The organism is Xenorhabdus doucetiae, assembly GCF_000968195.1.
Lineage (GTDB): Bacteria > Pseudomonadota > Gammaproteobacteria > Enterobacterales > Enterobacteriaceae > Xenorhabdus > Xenorhabdus doucetiae.
Genome location: NZ_FO704550.1, coordinates 2338091 through 2360735, shown reverse-complemented (window position 1 = coordinate 2360735; position 22645 = coordinate 2338091). Strand labels below are relative to the sequence as shown.

The following is a 22645-nucleotide window of genomic DNA, read 5'->3' as shown; positions in this document are numbered from 1 at the left end:
CAAAGAAATGGTCGTGACGGCTGATACATTCCAGACCTAATAATTCTTGCCAGATCTGAGCCAAAGCCGTTTCTATTCTTCCCTGTGGTGGCTCATGCTCATGCGCCACCATGGCCGACGAATCCGGCGCAGGCAGTGCCTGACGATCAAGTTTACCGTTGGGGGTGAGCGGGAAAGCCTCAAGCAGGACAAAGGCGCTGGGCAGCATATAGTCAGCGAGGTGTTGGGCGAGTTGCTGACGCAGATCCGCCGGAATCAGTTCACAACCGTCCAGCGGCAGCAGATAGGCCACCAGCCGTTTCTGATCCGGTTGGTCTTCGCGCGCCAGTACGACCGCTTCGCGCACGCCGTGGCACTGCCTGAGCCTTGCCTCGATCTCCCCCGGCTCAATGCGGAAGCCGCGCAATTTGACCTGAAAATCATTGCGGCCAAGGTATTCCAGCGTGCCATCGGGCAGCCAACGGCCGAGGTCGCCGGTCTTGTACATCCGGGCATCGGGTTCGGCAGAGAACGGATCACGCAGGAAACGTTCCGCCGTCAGTGCCGGCTGGTTCAGATAACCACGGGCGACGCCGGCACCGGCAATATGGATTTCGCCGGCCACACCGAGCGGAACCGGTTGACCGTGTGGGTCGAGGAGATAGATCCGGGTATTGGCGATCGGGCGGCCAATGGGAATTGAACGTGCCGAATCGACGGGGGAGGCAATGGCATAAGTGGCCGCAAAGGTGGTGGTTTCCGTCGGGCCATAGCCGTTAATCAGATGGGCGGGTTGAGATTCAGCCTGTTGCACCTGTTGGATTTTCCGTGGGTCGAGCACCTCACCGCCGACCAGCAAGTAACGCAATTGCCCGAACAACGGCTTGAGCGCCTCCAGATATTCGTTAAATAACCCCGCCGTTAACCAAAGGGCGGTGACTTGCCCGTTGATCAGGGTCTGGCAGAACTGCGCCGGGTCAAGCAACACTGATTGAGGAACCACATGCAGGCGTGCGCCATTGAGCAGGGCCGCCCAGATTTCCCAGGTGGAGGCATCAAAAGCCGGATTGGCACAGTGGGCAATGCGGTCATTCGGACGGATATCCGCAAAACCACTATTCACGATCAGACGAAGGACATTGCGATGCTCAACCATCACGCCTTTCGGTTGGCCGGTCGAACCGGAAGTATAGATTACATAGGCCAAATTTCGTGATGTCAGCCCCAAGCGCTGTGTCTCTGGGTTATGTGTTGGCTGTTCTGCCCAGAACGAGGCTTGTGTATCAAGCAATACGGTCGGTATCAGCGTGTCCAGTTTGTCCGATTGGGTTGTCTGAGTCAGCAAGACCACAGGTTCAGAATCTGCCAGCATATATCTCAGCCGTTCAGCCGGATAGGTGGGATCAAGCGGCACATAAGCCCCGCCGGCCTTAAGGATGGCAAGCAGGCCGATGATCAGCGCCGGACTGCGTTCGAGGCAAATGGCGACCCGATCATCCGGGCGCACTCCCAGCACAATCAGGTGATGAGCCAGTTGATTGGCACGACGATTTAGCTCACCGTAGCTGAGGGTTTGTTCCCCAAAGACGACAGCGGTCGCATCAGGACGCTGTGCGGCCTGCGCCTCAAACAGTCGGTGGATCAGCGCCTCTTGCGGAAAATCGGCTTGTGTTGCATTGACATCCACTAATAATTGCTGCCGCTCTGTTGCCGGCAGGATGGCGATATCCCGCATCAACCGTTGGGGGTCATGAGCCAGTGCCTCGATTAAGCCACCGATGGCTGTGACCAGATAGTGAGTGATGCGGTTCGGGTCAATACCCGCTACCGTCTGGGCAATAAGCTGGAAACGGGTGCCTAAATCATCCACGGACAGGGTGATGGGATAGTTGGTGCGCTCCTCCGCGGCCAAAAGACGGATGCCTGCCCAAGTGGTAGCAACCGCCCCTGTTTTATCGGATTGGCTGTGACGATAATTCAGCAAGGTACTGAACAGGGGGACTGACTGCGCCATACCGCTGCAACGTTGTGCCAGTACCAAGGGAGCTTGTTCGTGTTCCAGCAACATCATCAAACCGTGATAAGTATCTTGTACCACTTCCTGAACGGTGCGATCAGTCAGGGAAACCCGGATTGGCAGGGTATTGATAAACATGCCCAATACGCGTTCTGCATTGGCACCGCCCTGAAGCCGGCCCAACAGCACGGAGCCAAACACCACATCATCACGGCCGCAGGTCTTGGCCAGTACCTGAGCCCAGGCAACATGGAATAGCACACTGGGGCTGACGCCCAGACGGCGCGCTTGAGCACGAACCGCTGTGGCCAGATCAGGCGCGACAGGGAGACGAGCTTCAGTCACGAGTTCACCATCTGTTTGCACTTTCAGTACCCCAAACGGTGCTGTCGGTTCATCAACATCCGCCAGTTGGGTACGGAAATACGCTTCGTGCTCGTCAGTGGGTGTGCTCACGCTTTGAGCGATAAAGTTGCGATAGGGCAGTGCAGCCGGCAACCTCTCCGCTTTTTCCTGCAAAATCAGCGCAATTTCGGCAAAGATAAGCTCCAGTGTCAGATGGTCACTGACCAAATGATGAAAGCGCAGCGCCAGTAACCATTCACCTTGTGCCGGATCATGGGCGATATCGGCGGTGAACAACGGCGCGCGGTTCAGGTCAATACGATGCCGGCGTGGATCAGTGTCAGCCCGTAGCTGGGCAGAGACCTCCTCCGTCGTGATGGGGGTAAAGGTGTTGATCGCCAGTGGTGCCTGACGCCAGACCACTTGAACGGGTTGAGCCAGATCTTGCCAGTAGGCCGCCGTGCGCAGAATATCATGACGGTCGATAACCTGTTGCAGCGCCGTCAGGAAAGTATCGAGGCGCTGACGATGATCGAAGGCAAGCAAACTTTGCAGCAGATAATTATCCCCCTGAGTCTGGAGCAGATGATGGAACAAGATCCCTTCCTGCAACGGTGAAAGCGGATAGATATCCTGCACATTGGCGGCACCCCCCGGCACCGTCGCGACAATGGCATCAATCTCGGCTTGGGACAGTGAAACCAAAGGCAACATGGCGGGCATGATGGCCGTGCAGTTTGCCGGGATCAGGTTAGGCGGCACGACAAACGTCTCGGTCTGACGCCGGATAGCTTGCGCCATCTCAACAAGAACGGGGGCGACAAATACGCTGCGAACGTCAAGCTGCCAATCCAGCTTACGTAACTCTTCGATCAGACTGACAATCATCAGCGAATGGCCGCCGAGTTCGAAGAAGTGATCATGGCGACTGACTCGCTCCAGCCCCAGTAAGTTTTGCCAAATCTGGGCGAGCGCCATTTCCATTTCACCCAGCGGTGCCGCATATTGACGTACCACAACCGAGGATGAATCGGGGGCAGGCAGTGCCTTGCGGTCCAGTTTGCCATTGGGGGTCAGTGGGAAGGCGTCAAGCGTGACAAAGGCGCTGGGCAGCATATAGTCAGCGAGGTGTTGGGCAAGCTGTTGGCGCAGTTCTGCCGGTATTAGCTCGCTGCCTGCCTGTGGCCGCAGATAGGCCACCAGCCGTTTCTGATTGGGTTGGTCTTCGCGCGCCAACACGACCGCCTCGCGCACACCGTGACATTGCTCAAGTTTGGCCTCGATTTCCCCCAGTTCAATGCGGAAACCCCGCAGCTTGACCTGAAAATCGTTGCGGCCGAGATATTCTATATTGCCGTCGGGAAGCCAGCGGCCGAGATCACCGGTCTTATACATGCGGGCGGCTGAATCCGGGAAGAACGGATCGGCAAGGAAGCGCCCGGCAGTGAGTTCAGGGCGATTCAGATAGCCACGGGCCACACCGGCACCGACAATATAGATTTCCCCTGCCACACCAAGCGGAACCGGTTGGTCGTGGGGGTCGAGAATATATATCCGCAGATCAGCAAGCGGCCGGCCAATCAAGCTGCCACGCCCTGAATGGATATCGGACTCCGTCAGTTCACGGTAGGTGGCATGTACCGTAATCTCGGTGATGCCATACATATTCACCAGACGGGTTTGCGACGTCGGATTGCGGGCCACCCATGGGGCAAGCGTATGCAGTTCCAAGGCTTCGCCGCCGAAAATGATGCAGCGCAGGGTGTGCACAGTGGCATCCTGGGCGGCGATTAACTGGCGAAACGCACTGGGCGTCTGGTTGAGGATCGTGACGTGTTCACGGCACAGCAGCGCATAGAATTGCTGGGGTGAGCGGGCACATTCGGCTGAGATAATGACCAACCGGCCGCCATAAACCAAGGCGCCCCACAATTCCCAGACTGAGAAATCGAACGCAAACGAGTGGAACAGCGTCCATACATCTTGGTCATCAAACTGAAAACGCGATTGGGTTGCGGCCAGCAGGCGAATGACATTGGCGTGTTCAACCATCACCCCTTTCGGTACGCCGGTTGACCCTGATGTGTAAATGACATAGGCCAAATGACGTGATGCCAACCCCAGTGCCTGTGCGTCTGGGTTGTCAGTCGGTAGATTGTCAGCCGAAAACGATCCGTGACTCTCCAGCGTATTATCCAGCAAGACCGTCGGCAAGGTGCTGTCCAGCTTGTCGCGTAATTCATCGTGTAACGTCGCTTGAGTCAGTAAGGCCACCGGTGCCGCATCTTCCAGCATATACGCCAGCCGTTCAGCGGGATAGGCGGGATCAAGCGGCACATAAGCTCCGCCGGCTTTGAGGATCGCCAGTAAGCCGACCACCATCGCCAGACCGCGCTCAACACAAATGGCGATGCGATCATCCGGTTGGACACCGAGTGCAATCAGGTGATGCGCCAGTTGATTGGCCCGGCGATTGAGTTCGCCATAACTGAGAGTTTGTCCCTCAAATACGACGGCGGGAGCATCAGGACGTTGTGCGGCCTGCGCTTCAAATCGTTGGTGGATCAGTGTGTCTTGCGGGAAAGTTTCGTGATGGGCATTGAATCCCACCAACAATTGTTGCCGCTCCGCTTCCGGTAGCATGGGCAGGGCCGTAAGGATTTGGGTTTCATCGTCCGCTATGGCTGCCAACACATGGGTCAAATAACCGACCATACGCGCAATGGTTGCCGCATCGAATAAATCAATGGCATAGGCCAGCTCACCGATCAAACCCGATTCGGTTTCCGTCAGGGAGAGGGTCAAATCAAAGTGGGCGCTCTGGTGTTCCTGCTCAACCGGGGTGAGTTGCAGATCAGGTAATGCCAGTGCCTGTAATGTCGTACTCAGCGGCGTATTGTTCAAGGCCAGCATCACCTGAAAGATCGGGCTGTAACTCAGGCTGCGTTCTGGCTGGAGGGCTTCTACCACCTGCTCAAAAGGCAGATCCTGATGCGTGTAAGCCGCAAGGGTCTGTTCCCGTACCTGTGCGAGCAAGTCGGTAACACGGGCAGAATCATTCAGGGTGACACGCAGCGCCAGCGTATTGACAAAGAAACCGAGCATTCCCTCCAGTTCATGGTGCGGACGGTTAGCCACCGGTGTACCGATCACAATCTCATCCTGACCACTCAACCGGGCCAGTACAATACTCCAGCCAGTAAGTACCGTCATAAACAAGGTGGTGTTATGGCGTTGCCCCAGCGTCTTAAGCGCAGCCAATAAGTCAGCATTCAAGTGAACCGGTATTCGGCTGCCAACATAGCGCTGCACCGCGGGACGTGGCCGATCCGTGGGCAGGGTCAGCAAGGCCGGCGCCCCTGCGAGCCGGGCGCACCAGAAATTGCGTTGCGCAGTCAGGGCAGCTTCTTGCAGCCTGTCACGCTGCCAGACGGCATAGTCGGCATACTGAATCGGCAGGGGAGGTAAAGGCGCGTCCTGACCATCAAGGCTGGCACGATAGAGGGCGGTTATCTCATCTATCAGCACACCGATCGACCAGCCATCAGAGATAATATGATGTTGGGTAATCAGCAAGACATGCTCTTCATCGGCCAGTTGCAATAAGTGACCGCGGATCAGCGGGCCTTGGCTGAAATCGAAAGGTGTCTGTGATTCAAGCGCAGTCAATTCCGCGATCCGGTTAGCGTGGGCTTCTGGCGTTAACGAACGCAGATCTTGGTACGACAGGGCAAAACCCATGTCAGCCGGATCGATGTGCTGGTAAGGTTGGCCTGAAACCAGCACAAAACGGGTACGCAAAATTTCCTGACGGGCAACTAAGCGATCGAGGGCGTGGATTAAGGCAGGGCGATTAAGCCGCCCGGTCAGGCGTAATGCCACGGGGATATGGTAGGCCAGGCTGGCCGCCGGATCGAGTTGCCCCAGGAACCACAGCCGTTGCTGGGCAAAGGATAACGGCAGGGGCTGATGACGGTCAGCCACGGGAATGGTAACCTGCGTGGTCACCGCCGCCTCCGTCAGGCTTTGAGCCAGATCGCTCAGCCGCGGCTGGTCAAAGAGTTGCTGCAAGGGTAGCTCGCGTGCGAATACCTGACGCACCCGTGAAGCAAGCTGAACGGCCAGCAGGGAATGCCCGCCGAGTTCGAAAAAGTGATCGTGGCGGCCGATGTGTTCCAGCCCCAGCAACTCTTGCCAAATCTGAGCCAACGCGATTTCTGCCTCCCCCAGCGGCGCTTCATACGTTTGCGTCACCACGGACGATGAATCAGGGGCAGGCAGGGCCTGACGGTCAAGTTTACCGTTTGGCGTCAGCGGGAAAGTGTCGAGCGTGATGAACGCGCTGGGTAGCATATACTCGGTAAGGTGTTTGGCGAGTTGTTGACGTAGTTCAGCCGGCACCAATTCAACCCCTGCCTGCGGCCGCAGATAGGCCACCAACCGTTTCTGATTGGGTTGGTCTTCGCGCGCCAGTACGACCGCCTCACGCACGCCATCGCACTGCATCAGCCTTGCCTCGATTTCCCCCAGTTCAATGCGGAAGCCACGCAGTTTGACCTGAAAATCATTACGCGCAAGGTATTCGATATTGCCGTCGCGCCGCCAGCGACCGAGGTCGCCGGTTTTGTACATCCGGGCACCGGGATCTGAAGCGAACGGATCAGCGAGGAAACGCCCGGCAGTCAGTTCAGGCCGGTTCAGGTAACCGCGCGCCACACCGGCACCGGCAATATAAATTTCCCCTCCGACCCCGATGGGAACCGGCTGACCTTGTTTATCCAGAATATAGATCTGGGTATTCGCGATCGGCCGGCCGATGGGAATGGCTTGGCGGCCGTCTTTATCTTCCGTCTCAGGGATAACATAGGCAGTGGCGAAAGTGGTTGTCTCCGTTGGCCCATACATATGCAGCAAGTGCTGGGGGGGATATTCGGCACGCAGGTGAATGGCAGGGCGGGTGTCAGCCTGCTCACCCCCGAAAAGAACATAACGCAACCCCGATAAGGCAGGCCCAATCAAATTGGCATAGTGGTTGAACAGGGAGGTAGTGAGGAACAGGGCACTCACGCCTTCCGATGACAGGCATTGGGCAAAATCGGCGGGTTGCAGCAAGGTTTTTTCCGGGATCAACAGAATACGGGCGCCATGAACTAAACCAGACCACACTTCCCACGTAGCGGCATCAAATGAGATATTAGCGCAGTGGGCAAGGCAGTCATCCGGGCCGATATCGGCGAAGCCATTATTGATCAGCAAACGCAGGACATTGCGATGTTCGACCATCACCCCTTTGGGTTGACCGGTGGAACCGGAGGTGTAGATCACATAGGCCAAATGACGGGCGGTCAGCCCCAAGGCTTTAGCGTCGGGATTATCGGCCGGTTGTGCCGCCAATTGCGGGTCTTGACCATCAAATAAATGGTCAAGTAACACCCTTGGCAGGGTGCCGGGCAGTTTGCTGCTCTGGGCGGCCTGAGCCAGTAAAACAACCGGGGCTGCGTCTTCCAGCATATAAGCCAACCGTTCAACCGGATAGGTGGGATCGAGGGGCACATAAGCCCCGCCGGCTTTGAGAATAGCGAGTAAGCCGACAATCAGCGCCGGACTACGTTCGAGACAGATTGCTACCCGATCATCCGGACGTACGCCCAGTGCAATCAACTGATGGGCCAGACGATTGGCGTGTTGGTTCAATTCGCGATAGCTCAAGGTTTGGCCTGCACAAACCACTGCCGTCGCATCGGGGCGTAACAATGCCTGAGCTTCAACATGTTGATGGATCAGCGCGTCTTGTGGAAAATCCGTCTGCGTGGCATTGAAATCGACCAGTATTTGCTGCCGCTCTGCCGCCGGCAGGATCGGGACATCCAGAATCCCTTGTTGCGGATTGTGGACTAAGGCATCAACCAAGCCGCCAATGGCCGTTGCCAGATAGGCGGTGACTTGTTCTGGTACAACCTCGGTGACAGTCAGGGCGGTCAGTTGGAAATCATCCCCTAAATCATCGACAGATAGCGTAATCGGGTAGTTGGTTCTTTCCTCAGCCCTGATCAGGCGGATATCAGACCATAGGGTATCAACGATCTCATCCTGACCCGTTTGACTATGGCGATAATTCAGCAAGGTACTAAACAGGGGCGTAGGCTGCGCCACGCCACTGCAACGCTGTGCCAGCGCCAACGGTGCCTGCTCGTGTTCCAGTAAGGTGGTCAGGTTGCGATAGGTCTCCTGCACAATGTCTTGTACGTTGCGTCCGCTCAAAGCAATACGCATTGGCAGGGTGTTGATAAACATGCCCAAGATTTGGTCGGCACCCGAAATACCTTGCAGACGTCCCAGTAGCACGGAACCAAACACCACATCATCACGGCCGCTGGTTTGCGCCAATACCTGTGCCCAGGCGACATGGAACAGCACACTGGGGCTGACGCCCAGACGACGAGCCTGAGCGCGAATGGCCTTAGCCCGTTCAGGCGTCAGTAAAAGCCGGGCTTTTGCCACTGGCTCGCCATGGTTGTCGGGCCATTCACCCGATTTGGGCGCTGCTTTTGGCATGGTCAGCACACCGAACGGTGCGGTGGGTTCGTCGATATCGGCCAGTTGTTGGCGGAAGTAATCTTCATGGATTGACGCCGGAACACTCAGCGTTTGCGCGATGAAATTACGGTAGGGCAGTACCGTGGGCAGGGTTTTCATATTTCCCTGTGCCACCCGAACAGAGAGTATCCGGACAATCTCAGCGAAGACCAGATCAAGCGTCGTATGGTCACAGACCAGATGATGGAAACGCAGTGCCAGCAACCACTCCTGTTGTTCCGGATCATGGGCAATATCCACTGTGAACAAGGGCGCACGGGTCAGGTCGATACGGTGCTGACGAGGATCAGTCTGTTGTTGCAGTTGCGCCGCGATAGCGTCCGTCGTGGCAGGGGTGAACACATTAATATTCAGGGATGCCTGACGCCAGACGACTTGAACCGGTTGCGTCAGATCTTGCCAGTAGGCTGCGGTACGCAAAATATCATGGCGGTCAATCACCTGTTGCAGGGCACTCAAGAAAGCATCAAGGTGCTCACGCGTAGCAAACGCGAGCATGATGTGCAATAAATAGTCATCGCCTTGGGTTTGTAACAGATGGTGGAACAGAATGCCTGACTGCAAGGGTGCCAGTGGATAGATATCCTGCACATTGCCCGCTCCATCCGGAATGTGAGCAACGATGGTATCAATCTCAGTCTGGGACAGCGAAACCAGCGGCAACATCGCGGGAGTGATGGCCGTGCAATCTGCCGGGATCAGGTTAGGCGGTACGACAAAAGTGTCGGTGTTATGCTGGATAGCCTGAGCCATATCCGCGAGGACGGGGGTGGCAAATACATTGCGGACACTGAGTTGCCAACCCAGATGGCGTAGTTCTTCAATCAGGCTGACAATCATCAACGAATGGCCGCCGAGTTCAAAGAAATGATCATGGCGACTGACTTGCTGCAATTTCAATAGCTTCTGCCAGATCTGAGCCAGAACCGTTTCCGTTTCACCTGTTGGAGGCTCATGGCGGCGTATGACGATCGAAGACGCATCAGGCGCAGGCAGTGCCTGACGGTCGAGTTTGCCATTCGGCGTCAGCGGGAAGGATGGAAGCGTGACAAACGCACTGGGCAGCATGTGTTCAGCGAGATGGTGAGTCAACTGTTGGCGCAGTTCAGCCGGAAGGAGTTGGGCCTCCGGTTCAGGCAGCAAATAAGCCACCAGACGCTTGTGATTGGGTTCGTCTTCGCGTGCCAGTACAACCGCTTCACGCACGCCGTGGCACTGTCTGAGACGGGCTTCTATTTCACCCAGCTCAATACGGAAACCACGCAGCTTGATTTGAAAGTCATTGCGGCCAAGATACTCAATATTGCCGTCGGGCAGCCAACGACCGAGATCGCCGGTTTTGTACATCCGGGCATCTGGATCGGCAGAGAATGGATCACGCAGGAAGCGTTCAGCCGTGAGTTCAGGCCGATTGAGATAGCCGCGGGCGACGCCGGCGCCCGCAATATAAATTTCCCCGATAACGCCCAGCGGGACAGGTTGGGCATGGGCATCAAGCAGATAGATTTGGGTATTGGCAATCGGGCGGCCAATCGGCGGTGCATTCTCTTCCTGACTATTTTCTTCCTGACTATTCTCTTTCTGATTACCACATGGATAAAGGGTGGCACAGACGGTGATTTCCGTCGGGCCATAGGCATTGAGCATCCGCCTGCCGGGTGACCAGCGTTTGACTAAGGTTGGCGGGCACGCTTCACCGCCCACCAGCAAGGTGTGTAAGGTATCGGGCAAAGCATCCATGGCCGCCAGTACGGTCGGTGACAACAGCACATGGCTGATGGCATTGGCGGCCAGATAACCGGACAGTACCGCCCCCGGCAGCAGATCGGCACGTTTGGCGAGATAGAGACGACTCCCCGCCCCGAAAGCCATGCCGCATTCCCAAATACAGGCATCAAAACTGTTCGAAGCAAACTGTAAGACACGACTATCAGGGGTCAGTGCCAGTGCCTGTTGTTGCGTGGTAATCAAGTTGCACAGACTACGATGTTCGATCATCACCCCTTTCGGCTGGCCTGTTGATCCTGACGTGTAAATCACATAGGCCAGATGGCGTGATGTCAGCCCCAGCGTTTGCGGATCTGGGTTATCTGCGGGCTGGGTCGCCAAGAACGGATTAGGGTTGTCAAAGGCGTTATCAAGCAAGACCGTCGGCAAGGTGCCGGAAAATTTATCCATCCACTCGGTTTGCGTCAGTAAAGCGACAGGGGCGGCATCCTCAAGCATATAGACCAACCGTTCGCTGGGATAGACGGGATCGAGAGGGACGTAAGCGCCCCCCGCCTTGAGGATCGCCAGTAAGCTCACCACCATCGCCGGACTGCGTTCGACACAGACCGCGACCCGATCGTCTGGGCGTACCCCCAACGTCATCAGATGATGAGCCAACTGATTGGCCCGGCGATTTAGCTCTCCGTAACTGAGGGTTTGTTCCTCAAAGACAACTGCGGTGGCATTAGGATGTTGTAATGCCTGATTTTCAACGAGCTGGTGGAACAACGCCTCTTGCGGGAAATCCATCCGGGTTGCGTTGAAGCCCAGCAGAAGTTGTTGCCGTTCTGTTTCCGGCAGCATGGGCAGAGTCGCGATGCGTTGTGTCTCATCCGCCGCCATGGCGGTCAACACATTGGCTAAATAACCGACCATACGTTCAACGGTTGCGACATCGAACAGATCGGCCGCATAGACCAGCTCCCCGACCAAGCCCGCTTCGGTTTCAGTCAGCGACAAGGTCAAATCAAAATGGGCGCTGGGATACCTCTGCTCAACGGGCGTACATTGTATATCGGGTAAGGTCAGCGCTTGGGGTGGCGTGTTGTTTAAGGCCAGCATCACCTGAAAGATTGGGCTGTAGCTCAGGTTGCGTTCCGGCTGGAGGGCTTCCACCACTTGCTCAAAGGGCAGATCTTGGTGGGCATAGGCCGCGAGTGCCCGTTCACGGATCGCCTTGAGGAGATCAGCCACACGGGTGGAATGATGCAGGGTGACCCGCAAGGCCAGCGTATTGACGAAGAAACCGATTAGCGGTTCAAGTTCATGATGCGGGCGGTTAGCCACCGGCGTGCCGATGACAATCTCATCCTGACCACTGAACCGGGCGAGTACGATACTCCAGGCGCCCAGTACGGTCATAAATAAAGTGGTGTGATGGCGTTGCCCAAGCCCTTTGAGTGACGCCAGTAAATCCGCATCAAAATGGACAGGCAGCCTGCCACCGACAAAGGATTGTGTCGCCGGGCGTGACCGATCGGTCGGCAGGGTCAGTAAAGCCGGAGCGCCTGCAAGTTGGGAACACCAGAAGTTACGCTGTGCCGTCAGTTTAGCTTCCGGTAACCATTCGCGTTGCCAGACGGCATAATCGGCGTATTGAATGGGCAAGGGTGGTAGGGGATCGTTTTGACCCGCAAGGGCGGCACGGTAGAGGGCGCTCAGTTCACGCATCAATACGCCGATGGACCAGCCATCAGAGATAATGTGGTGTTGGGTGAGCAGTAATACATGCTCCTCATCGGCCAGTTGCAGCAAATGACCACGGATCAAGGGGCCTTGGCTAAAATCAAAAGGTGTCTGCGCTTCGAAAGCGGCGAGTTCAGCGAGACGGTCGGTCTGCGAGGCTGGCGCTAATGCGCGCAGATCTTGGTAAGACAACATTGAACCCATAACAGCCGAGCCGCTGTCAGCCGCATCGATTTGTTGGCAAGGTTGACCGGCGACCAAGACAAAGCGGGTGCGCAGGATTTCATGCCGGGCGATTAACTGGCTGAGTGAGCGGGTCAAGGCCGGGTGATTAAGGTGCCCGCTCAGGCGCAATGCCGCAGGAATATGGTAGGCCAGACTGGCAGCCTGGTCGATCTGACTCAGGAACCACAATCGTTGCTGCGCAAAGGACAAAGGCAGGGGCGGGTGACGGTCAGCCACCGGGATCGCGGCCTGAGCGGTTGCCGCAACGCCAGTGAGCGTTTGAGCTAAATTCATCAAGACAGGCTGGTCGAAGAGTTGTTGTAATGATAATTCCCGTGCCAAATCCTGACGGATATGGGCCATGAGTTGGACAGCCAGCAATGAGTGCCCACCCAGTTCAAAGAAATGATCATGGCGGCCAACCTGTTCCAGCCCCAGTAATGTTTGCCAAATTTGAGCTAATGCAATTTCCACCTCACCCATTGGCGCTTCATAACGGTGAACTGCCACATCTGTTGAATCCGGCGCAGGCAGTGCCTGACGATCCAGTTTACCGTTGGGGGTGAGCGGGAAAGCCTCAAGCAGGACAAAGGCGCTGGGCAGCATATAGTCAGCGAGGTGTTGGGCGAGTTGCTGACGCAGATCCGCCGCAAGTAGCTGGCAACCCTCCAGCGGCAGCAGGTAGGCCACCAGCCGTTTCTGATCCGGTTGGTCTTCGCGCGCCAGTACCACCGCTTCGCGCACGCCGTGGCACTGCCTGAGCCTTGCCTCGATCTCTCCCGGTTCAATGCGGAAGCCACGCAGTTTGACCTGAAAATCATTGCGGCCAAGGTATTCCAGCGTGCCATCGGGCAGCCAGAGGCCGAGGTCGCCGGTTTTATACATGCGGGCATCGGGTTCGGCAGAGAACGGATCACGCAGGAAACGTTCCGCCGTCAGTGCCGGCCGGTTCAGATAACCACGGGCGACGCCGGCACCGCCAATATGGATTTCGCCGGCCACACCGAGCGGAACCGGTTGACCGTGTGGGTCGAGGAGATAGATCCGGGTATTGGCAATCGGGCGGCCAATGGGAATCGAACGGTCAGTATCGACGGGGGAGACAATGGCATAAGTGGCAGCGAATGTCGTGGTTTCCGTCGGGCCATAGCCGTTAATCAGATGGGCGGGCTGGGATTCAGCCCGTTGCACCTGTTGGATTTTCCGTGGGTCGAGCACATCACCGCCGACCAACAAATAACGCAATTGCCCGAACAACGGCGTGAGCGCCTCCAGATATTCATTAAATAACCCCGCCGTTAACCAAAGGGCGGTGACTTGCCCGTTGATCAGGGTCTGGCAGAGCTGCGCCGGGTCAAGCAACACCGATTGGGGAACCACATGCAGGCAAGCGCCATTGAGCAGGGCCGCCCAGATTTCCCAGGTGGAGGCATCAAAAGCCGGATTGGCACAATGAGCAATACAGTCATTCGGACTGATATCAGCAAAACCACTATTCACGATCAGACGAAGGACATTGCGATGCTCAACCATCACCCCTTTCGGTTGGCCGGTCGAACCGGAGGTATAAATGACATAGGCCAGATGACGTGACGTCAGCCCCAACGCCTGAGCCTCTGGATTGTGCATCGGTTGTGCTGCCCAGAACGAGGCTTGTGCGTCAAGCAATACGGTCGGTATCAGCGTGTCCAGTTTGTCCGATTGGGTTGTCTGAGTCAGCAAGACCACAGGTTCAGAATCTGCCAGCATATATCTCAGCCGTTCGGCCGGATAGGTGGGATCAAGCGGCACATAAGCCCCGCCGGCCTTAAGGATGGCAAGCAGGCTGATAATTAGCGCCGGACTGCGTTCGAGGCAAATGGCGACCCGATCATCCGGCCGTACTCCCAGCACAATCAGGTGATGAGCCAGTTGATTGGCACGGTGATTTAACTCACTGTAGCTGAGGGTTTGTTCCCCAAAGACGACGGCGGTCGCATCAGGACGCTGTGCGGCCTGCGCCTCAAACAGAGAGTGGATCAACGCATTGTGTGGGAAATCCACTTGAGTAGCATTAAAGTCCACCAATAACTGTTGCCGCTCTGTTATTGGCAGAATGGAGATATCCTGAATCCGTCTTTGTGGGTTGTGGGCCAAAGCCTCAACCAGCCCCCCAATGGCGGTTGCCAGATAGGTGGTGATGCGGGCGGGATCAATACGGGTCACCGTCTGCGCGGTTAAACGGAAACCGGCCTCCATATCATCCACCGATAAGGTGATCGGATAGTGAGTCCGTTCCTCAATGGCGACGATACGCATATCTATCTGAGGTATTTTAATGACATGGGTTTCGCCATCTTCGCTGATTTGGCTGTGACGATAATTCAGCAAGGTACTGAACAGGGGGACTGACTGCGCCATACCGCTGCAACGTTGTGCCAGTGCCAAGGGGGCCTGTTCGTGCTCCAGCAAAGTCGTCAAATTGTGATAGGTGGCCTGTATGGCTTCTTGCACACTACGGTGCGCTAAAGCGATCCGTATTGGCAGGGTATTGATAAACATCCCCAGCGTTCGCGAGGCACCTTCACCGCCCAGTAACCGCCCCAAGAGCACGGAACCAAAGACGACATTGTCGTTGCCACTGGTTTGTGCGAGCACTTGTGCCCAGGCGACGTGGAACAAGACGCCTGGACTGACGCCCAGACGGCGGGCTTGAGTGCGGATCGCCTGCGCCAGAGCCGGATCGAGTGAAAGATGAGCTTCTGCGATCGGGGCATTATCATCCTGAATGGCAAGTACACCGAATGGCGCGGTCGGTGTGTCGATATCAGCCAGTTGAGCACGGAAATATGTTTCGTGCACCGTGGGCGGCACACTTAACGTTTGGGCGATAAAGTTGCGATACGGTACGGTTTCGGACAGGTTATCAGCCTGTCCTTGCTGTATCTGGGCAATCTCAGCAAAAATTAGCTCCAGTGTCATATGATCGCAGACCAGATGATGGAAACGCAGGGACAACAACCATTCATCCTGTTGCGGATCATGGGCGATATCCGCCGCGAACAGGGGGGCGCGACTCAAATCGAGACGATGACGGCGTGGATCAGTGTGCGCTTGTAGTTGAGAGGGGACATTATCCGCTGCTGTATTAGAAATAGTATCAGGAACAAACACATTGATGCGCAATGGCGCCTGCCGCCAAACGACCTGAACAGGTCGTACTAATCCCTGCCAGCAGACGGCAGTACGCAGAATATCGTGGCGAGCGATGACTTGCTGGAGCGCAGACAGGAAAGCGTCCAGCCGTTCGCGACTTTCGAAAGCCAGCAGGCTCTGTAACAGATAAGTATCACCTTGCGCTTGTCGCAAGTGATGATACAAGATCCCTTCCTGAAGCGGTGCCAACGGATAAATATCCTGTATATTGCGGACCCCATCGGGCGTTGCCTCGGCGATGGCATCAATCTCGGCTTGGGACAGTGAGATAAGCGGCAGCATCTCCGGCGTAAGGGTGGTGCAGTGGGCGGGAATGCGGTTGGGTGGCACGATAAAGCTATCGATATCCCCTTTAATCGCCTGGGCCATTTCAGCCAGGATCGGGGCGGAGAACACACTGCGGACATCAAGCTGCCAGCTGAGAAGGTAGAGTTGCTCGATCAGGCTGACAATCATCAGCGAATGACCGCCAAGCTCAAAGAAATGGTCATGGCGCCCGACTTGCTCCAGTCCCAGTAGCTCTTGCCAAATCTGAGCCAGTGCGGTTTCCGCTTCACCGCATGGGGCGGCATAATCACGCGAAATCACCGCAAGCCGATCAGGGGCGGGGAGCGCCTGACGGTCAAGTTTGCCGTTGGCCGTCAGCGGAAATGTGTCGAGCATGACGAAGGCACTGGGCAGCATGTACTCAGCAAGGCGTTGGGCGAGTTGCTGACGCAGTTCCGCCGGCAGGAGTTCAATCCCGTCCAAGGGTTGCAGATAAGCGACCAAACGTTTCTGCCCCGGCTCATCTTCGCGGGCGATCACGACGGCATTGCGCACCCCGTGGCACTGCATCAGTTGCGCCTCAATTTCCCCCAGTTCAATGCGAAAGCCACGCAGTTTGACCTGAAAATCATTGCGGCCAAGGTATTCGATATTGCCGTCAGGCAGCCAGCGGCCGAGATCACCGGTCTTGTACATGCGGGCATCCGGCTCTGGCGAGAACGGATCGGTGAGAAAACGTGCTTTGGTCAGTTCAGGGCGATTGAAGTAACCACGGGCCACACCAGCACCGGCAATATGGATCTCACCTATCACACCGAGCGGTACGGGTTGGCCCTGCGTATCCAGAATATAAATCTGGGTATTGGCAATCGGGCGACCAATATGGTGATGAAAGCCGGTGGTTCGCTTCATTCTGGTCCAGGTCGAGTAAATCGTCGTCTCAGAAGGGCCATACAGATTGCACACATCCTGTACGGTGGAGTGAGCGAATAAATGTTCCACAACATGGGCTTTCAGGGCCTCGCCGGCTAAATTAACCGTCTGGATACAGGAGGGAACAGCACGGGCTTCAATCAGATGGACAATGGCTGACGGCACCGTGTTGATCAAGCTGAGTGATGGCGTTGTCGCTGCATTGACCAATGACAGGATATCGGGCATCAAATGAACCGTGCCGCCAACGAGCAGGGGAGCAAAGCACTCAAACACGGAGATGTCAAAATTCAGTGAAGTTGCAAAAAGCGCCTGCGCCAACTCGTCACGCTGAAAAGTTCGCTGTGCCCAAGTCAGGAAATTCACCGTATTACGGTGGGTAACGGCGACGCCTTTGGGTAAGCCGGTGGAGCCGGAGGTGTAGATGACATAAGCCAGATGATGTGATGTCAGCCCCAGTGTCTGCGGATCGGGATCACCAGCCGGCAATGCCTCCATCGCCATAAAGGGTTCTTGGCTGTCGAGTAGCACCGTGGAGACAGTACTGACCAACTTGTCGGCGAGCGTTGTTTGGGTCAGTACCACGATGGGAGCGGCGTCTTTAAGGATATAGGCCAGCCGTTCAGCCGGATAAGCCGGATCTAACGGCACGTAGGCACCACCCGCCTTAAGGATAGCGAGTAAACCCACCATCATTTCCAGTCGGCGCTCAACACAAATGGCGACCCGATCATCCGGTCGTACTCCCAGCGCAATCAGATGATGGGCCAGCCGATTGGCGCGTTGGTTCAATTCACCATAGCTGAGCGTTTGGTCGCCGCACACTACCGCTGTGGCCGTGAAGTCGTGCGTCACCTGCGTTTCGAACAGTTGGTGGAGCAGGGCGTTTTGCGGAAAATCGGCCTGAGTTGCGTTGAAATCCACCAGCAGTTGTTGTCGCTCCGACGCTGACAACATCGGCAGGCGAGTAATCGATTGTGTTGCGTCGGCGGCCATTGCCGCCAGTATTCGTTGCAAATAGCCAACCATGCGCTCAATGGTGGCGGCATCGAACAGATCGGTGGCATATTCCAGCCCGCCGACCAAACCGGTGTCAGTTTCCGTCAACAACAGCATTAAATCAAAATGAGCACTATGGGACGCCAGCTCAATGCGGGAGATCTGCAAATCAGGCGATGCCGGTTCTTGAACTGGTGTATTGTCCAGCGCCAGCATCACCTGAAAGATAGGGCTGTGGCTGAGACTACGCTCAGGCTGGAGCGCTTCCACCACCTGCTCAAAAGGCAAATCCTGATGGGCATAGGCAGCCAGTGCCCGTTCCCGTACCTGTGCCAGCAGGTCGGCGACACTGAGGTCATCCCTGCATGTCATACGCAAGGCCAATGTGTTGACAAAGAACCCGATTAATCCCTCCAGCTCATGGTGCTGGCGGTTGGCAACCGGCGTACCAATAACAATCTCCTCCTGACCACTCAGCCGGCTGAGGACAATACTCCAGCCCGTGAGCAGGGTCATAAATAAGGTGGTGTGATGGCGTTGCCCCAGTTGTTTCAGTGAGGCCAGTAATGACGCATCAAGGTGGAAAGCAACCTGACGGCCGGCATAGGTTTGTACCGCAGGGCGTGGCTGGTCGGTGGGCAAGGTCAGTAAGGCTGGTGCCCCTTCAAGCTGATCACGCCAGAAATCACGCTGCGCGGCGAGCACCTTATCGTTTAATTGTTCATGCTGCCAGACCGCATAATCCGCATACTGAATGGGCAGGGGTGGCAAGAGCGCATCATGACCAGCCAGCGCCGCGCGATAAAAGGCCCCCAATTCGCGGACCAGCACCCCAAGCGACCAGCCGTCAGTAATAATATGGTGCAGGGTGAGCAATAATACATGCTGCTCTGCGGCCAGTTGCAGCAGTTGACCGCGGAACAATGGGCCTTGGGCAAAATCGAAGGGAGCCTGAGATTCACGTTCGGCAATTTCGGCGACGAGGCCGGCGTGCAAGGCCGGATCACGCGGGCGCAGGTCTTGGCAGGACAGGGTGAAACCGGTGTCAGCGGGATCGAGTTGCTGGCAGGGCTGGCCTGCAACCGAGACAAAACGGGTACGCAGGCTCTCATGGCGGGCCACCAGCCGGTTAAATGCCGCCGCCAATGCCCGCTGATCCAGTGAGCCGGTCAGGCGCAGGGCGACAGGAATATGGTAAGCCTGACTGGCCGCCGGATCGAGCTGCCCCAGAAACCACAAACGCTGTTGGGCAAATGAGAGTGGCAAGGGTTGATTGCGGTCAGCCGCAGGGATCACCGTCTGTGGGGTTGCGGCCGTTTGCGCCAGCGTATGCGCCAGTGTCATCAAGACAGGTGTCTCAAAGAGTGTCTGTAACGGCAGTTCGCACGCCAGCTTCTGCCGTATGCGGGCGACCAGTTGGACAGCCAGCAGTGAGTGCCCGCCAAGCTCAAAGAAATGGTCATGGCGGCCAACCCGTTCCAGCCCCAGCAGCGTCTGCCAGATGTGCGTCAGTGCCGTTTCAGTTTCACCGATTGGGGCGGCATAGCCCCGGGTCACCACGGCAGCGGCGTCCGGTGCCGGCAGCGCCTGACGGTCAAGTTTGCCATTGGGCGTGAGCGGGAAAGTGTCCAGCACCACAAACGCACCGGGCAGCATATAGTCGGCCAGATGTTGGGCAAGTTGCTGACGCAGTTCAGCCGGAAGGAGTCTGGCCTCCGGCTCCGGCAGCAGATAGGCCACCAGCCGTTTTTGCCCCGGTTCCTCTTCGCGTGCCAGCACCACGGCGTCACGCACGCCGTGGCACTGCCTCAGTTGGGCCTCGATTTCCCCCAATTCAATGCGGAAGCCGCGCAGCTTGACCTGAAAATCATTGCGGCCAAGGTATTCGATATTGCCGTCAGGCCGCCAGCGGCCGAGGTCACCGGTCTTGTACATGCGGGCATTTGGGTCGGCAGAGAACGGGTCACGAAGGAAGCGCTCGGCCGTCAGTTCCGGCCGGTTGAGGTAACCACGGGCGACCCCGGCACCGGCGATATAGATTTCACCGGTCACCCCCAACGGCACGGGCTGGCCGTGCGGGTCGAGGAGATGGATTTGGCAGTTGGCTATCGGGCGGCCGATGGGCGGCAGGGCTGGCTCGTGTTCCGGCGTTGTTCCCAAGGTGTAGGCCGTGACAACATGGCTTTCCGTCGGGCCGTAGTGATTGTGTAACCGGCAGTGGCCGGCCCGTTGCAGGAAACGCCGGATGGCCGGGGTGATGCGCAACTGTTCACCGGCGGTAATAATATGTGCCAGACAGGTTAAATTCCCCTCACCATTCCTTTCAGCGTAGTCGGCGGCCTCAGCCAACTGCTGGAGCGCAATGTAGGGCAGGAAAACCCGGTCAATCTGTGCTTGCTGAATCAGCCGGAGAAGCTGTTGCGGTTCACGGCGCAGGGCTTCATCAATCAGCACCAGACAGCCGCCCTCACACAGGGTGGTAAAGATTTCCTGAAAGGCGACATCGAACCCCAGGGCGGCAAATTGCAGGGTTTTGCCGCTGCCGGCGGGTTGTGAAGGGGAGCAGTGCCATTGCAGCAAGTTTGCCAATGCCGCCAGCGGCATCGCTACTCCTTTGGGCAGGCCGGTGGAGCCGGAGGTGTAGATGACATAGGCCAGATGGTGCGGTGCTAGCCCCCGTGCCTGCGGGTCAGGATTGTGGTCCGGTTGTTCAGTGAGTGAAGCGATGGGCGCATCCAGTAATACGGTGGTGTAACCGGCCGCGGGTACGGCCTGATGCAACCGGCCGGCCAGAGCGGTCTGGGTCAGTAAGGCCACCGGTGCCGCATCCTTGAGCATATACGCCAGCCGTTCAGTCGGGTAAGCCGGGTCGAGTGGGACATACGCCCCGCCGGCCTTAAGGATAGCCAGTATCCCGGTCACCATTGCCGGGCTGCGCTCAACACAAATCGCCACCCGGTCATCCGGCTGTACGCCCTGTGCGATTAAATCATGCGCCAGCCGGTTGGCACGGCGGTTGAGTTCGCCGTAGCTCAGGGTTTGTTCCCCAAAGACCACGGCCGGGGCATCGGGCTGTTGGGCGGCCAGCCTTTCAAACCGGGGATGAACCAAGCCATCCGACGGAAAATCCACCTGGGTGGCATTAAACGCCGCCAGCCGCTGTTGTTCTGATTCTGGCAACATCGGTAAATTTCGGATTGGCATCTCAGGAGACGCAAGGGCGGCTTCGATCAACACCCTAAGACGCGCTTGGAGTGCTATCACTTCAGTACGGCTCAGGTAATCGGGAGAAAAATCAAACTCAAACGTAACAGGCTTATGGGCATCTTCACTATTGGCGAAGGCATATTGGTGGACAGCGATAACCAGAGGAAACGGCGCGCCACGTTGTATTTTTGAATATTTGAGCGTGGCATTGGGTATATCCGCATTCACTTCTATCCACTCAAATGACAGCATGATATCGAATAGTTGAGTACGTCCGCTCTTCTGCTGGGTTTGTATAAGCCGATTGATTTCTGCGATTGGCAAGCGCTGACGCTTATAGCAACGACGCAATTCTGCTGCGGTTTTGTTCATCACATCAAGGAAGGTATCATCGGGTGCAACGGTGATTCCGACCGGAATCACTGACGAAAACATGCCTATGGTGCGTTTTTGTTTGACGTTTTTACGGTTGTGTACGGGAATACCCATCACAATCTCTTCACTATTGTCTTCCGATGAAAAGTCTGCCCGTGAAAAATAAGTTGTTCGTGAGAAATAGCAGGCCAAGACCGCATACATAAAGTGCAGGACAGATAAACCCTGTGCGGCGACAGCATCTTCGATGCGCTGAAAAAACGCCCTGTCCCATTGCCAAACCAGCGGTTCGGGGTGTTCGTTATCGGCTTTTTTCTCTGTACTGGACGGTTGGATTAATGCGGGCGGCAAATTTTTGTAACGTTCCAGCCAGAATTGTTGATCTTGCTGATAGCGCTGTGAGTGTAAATAGGCATGATCTTCATCAATAAAATCGAGATAGGAGGGCGCGGCTTGTGGGATTTCCTCGCCTCTGGTTAAGCAACGATAAGTATTGGCTATCTCTTCAGCGATGAGTCCTAACGTGATCGCATCGCCGATCAGATGATGACAACAGAACTGCCAGTACCAACGATTATCACTCACGCGTAACAACTCAAAACGCCATAGTTCACCGTTTAAATCAAACGGACAGCTAAAAGCAGCATGGATATATTGTTTCGCCTGTTCTTCTGCGTCTGCATAGTCTGAAAAATCACGAATTGTCACGAATACATTGCTTGTGTCCGTGAGTTCTTGCAATGGTAATTCCTGAGTACTGATGAGCCGTAAACGCAACGCATCATGACGATAAACAACGGTTTTAAAGGCGTGTATTAACAGGGCTTCATCCAACTTTCCCTCAATCAGAACGACTGAACCCAGGTTGTAACAAGTGCTATCAGGACGGAGGTATTGATCGAGCCAAACGACTTGCTGAGTAGAACTGAGAGAGAATTTACCAGAGGCAGAAGGATCCGCTGGCGGAAGTGGATCTCGGTTGTGAGTACTGTTGTTAATACTATCGTTGTTAATACTATCGTTGTTAATACCATTGCATGACATAGGCAT

1 protein-coding gene (only partly in view) is annotated in these 22645 nt (G+C 56.2%); it reads right to left on the bottom strand.

Annotation, left to right across the window (positions count from 1 at the left end; genetic code table 11):
* Positions 1-22645, bottom strand: partial view of a non-ribosomal peptide synthetase gene (locus tag XDD1_RS10495; RefSeq protein WP_052705683.1) — the 5' portion only. The gene continues 254 nt to the left of window position 1, outside the view; 22645 of the gene's 22899 nt are visible here — the first part of the coding sequence; it begins with the start codon at positions 22643-22645; the stop codon falls past the left edge of the window.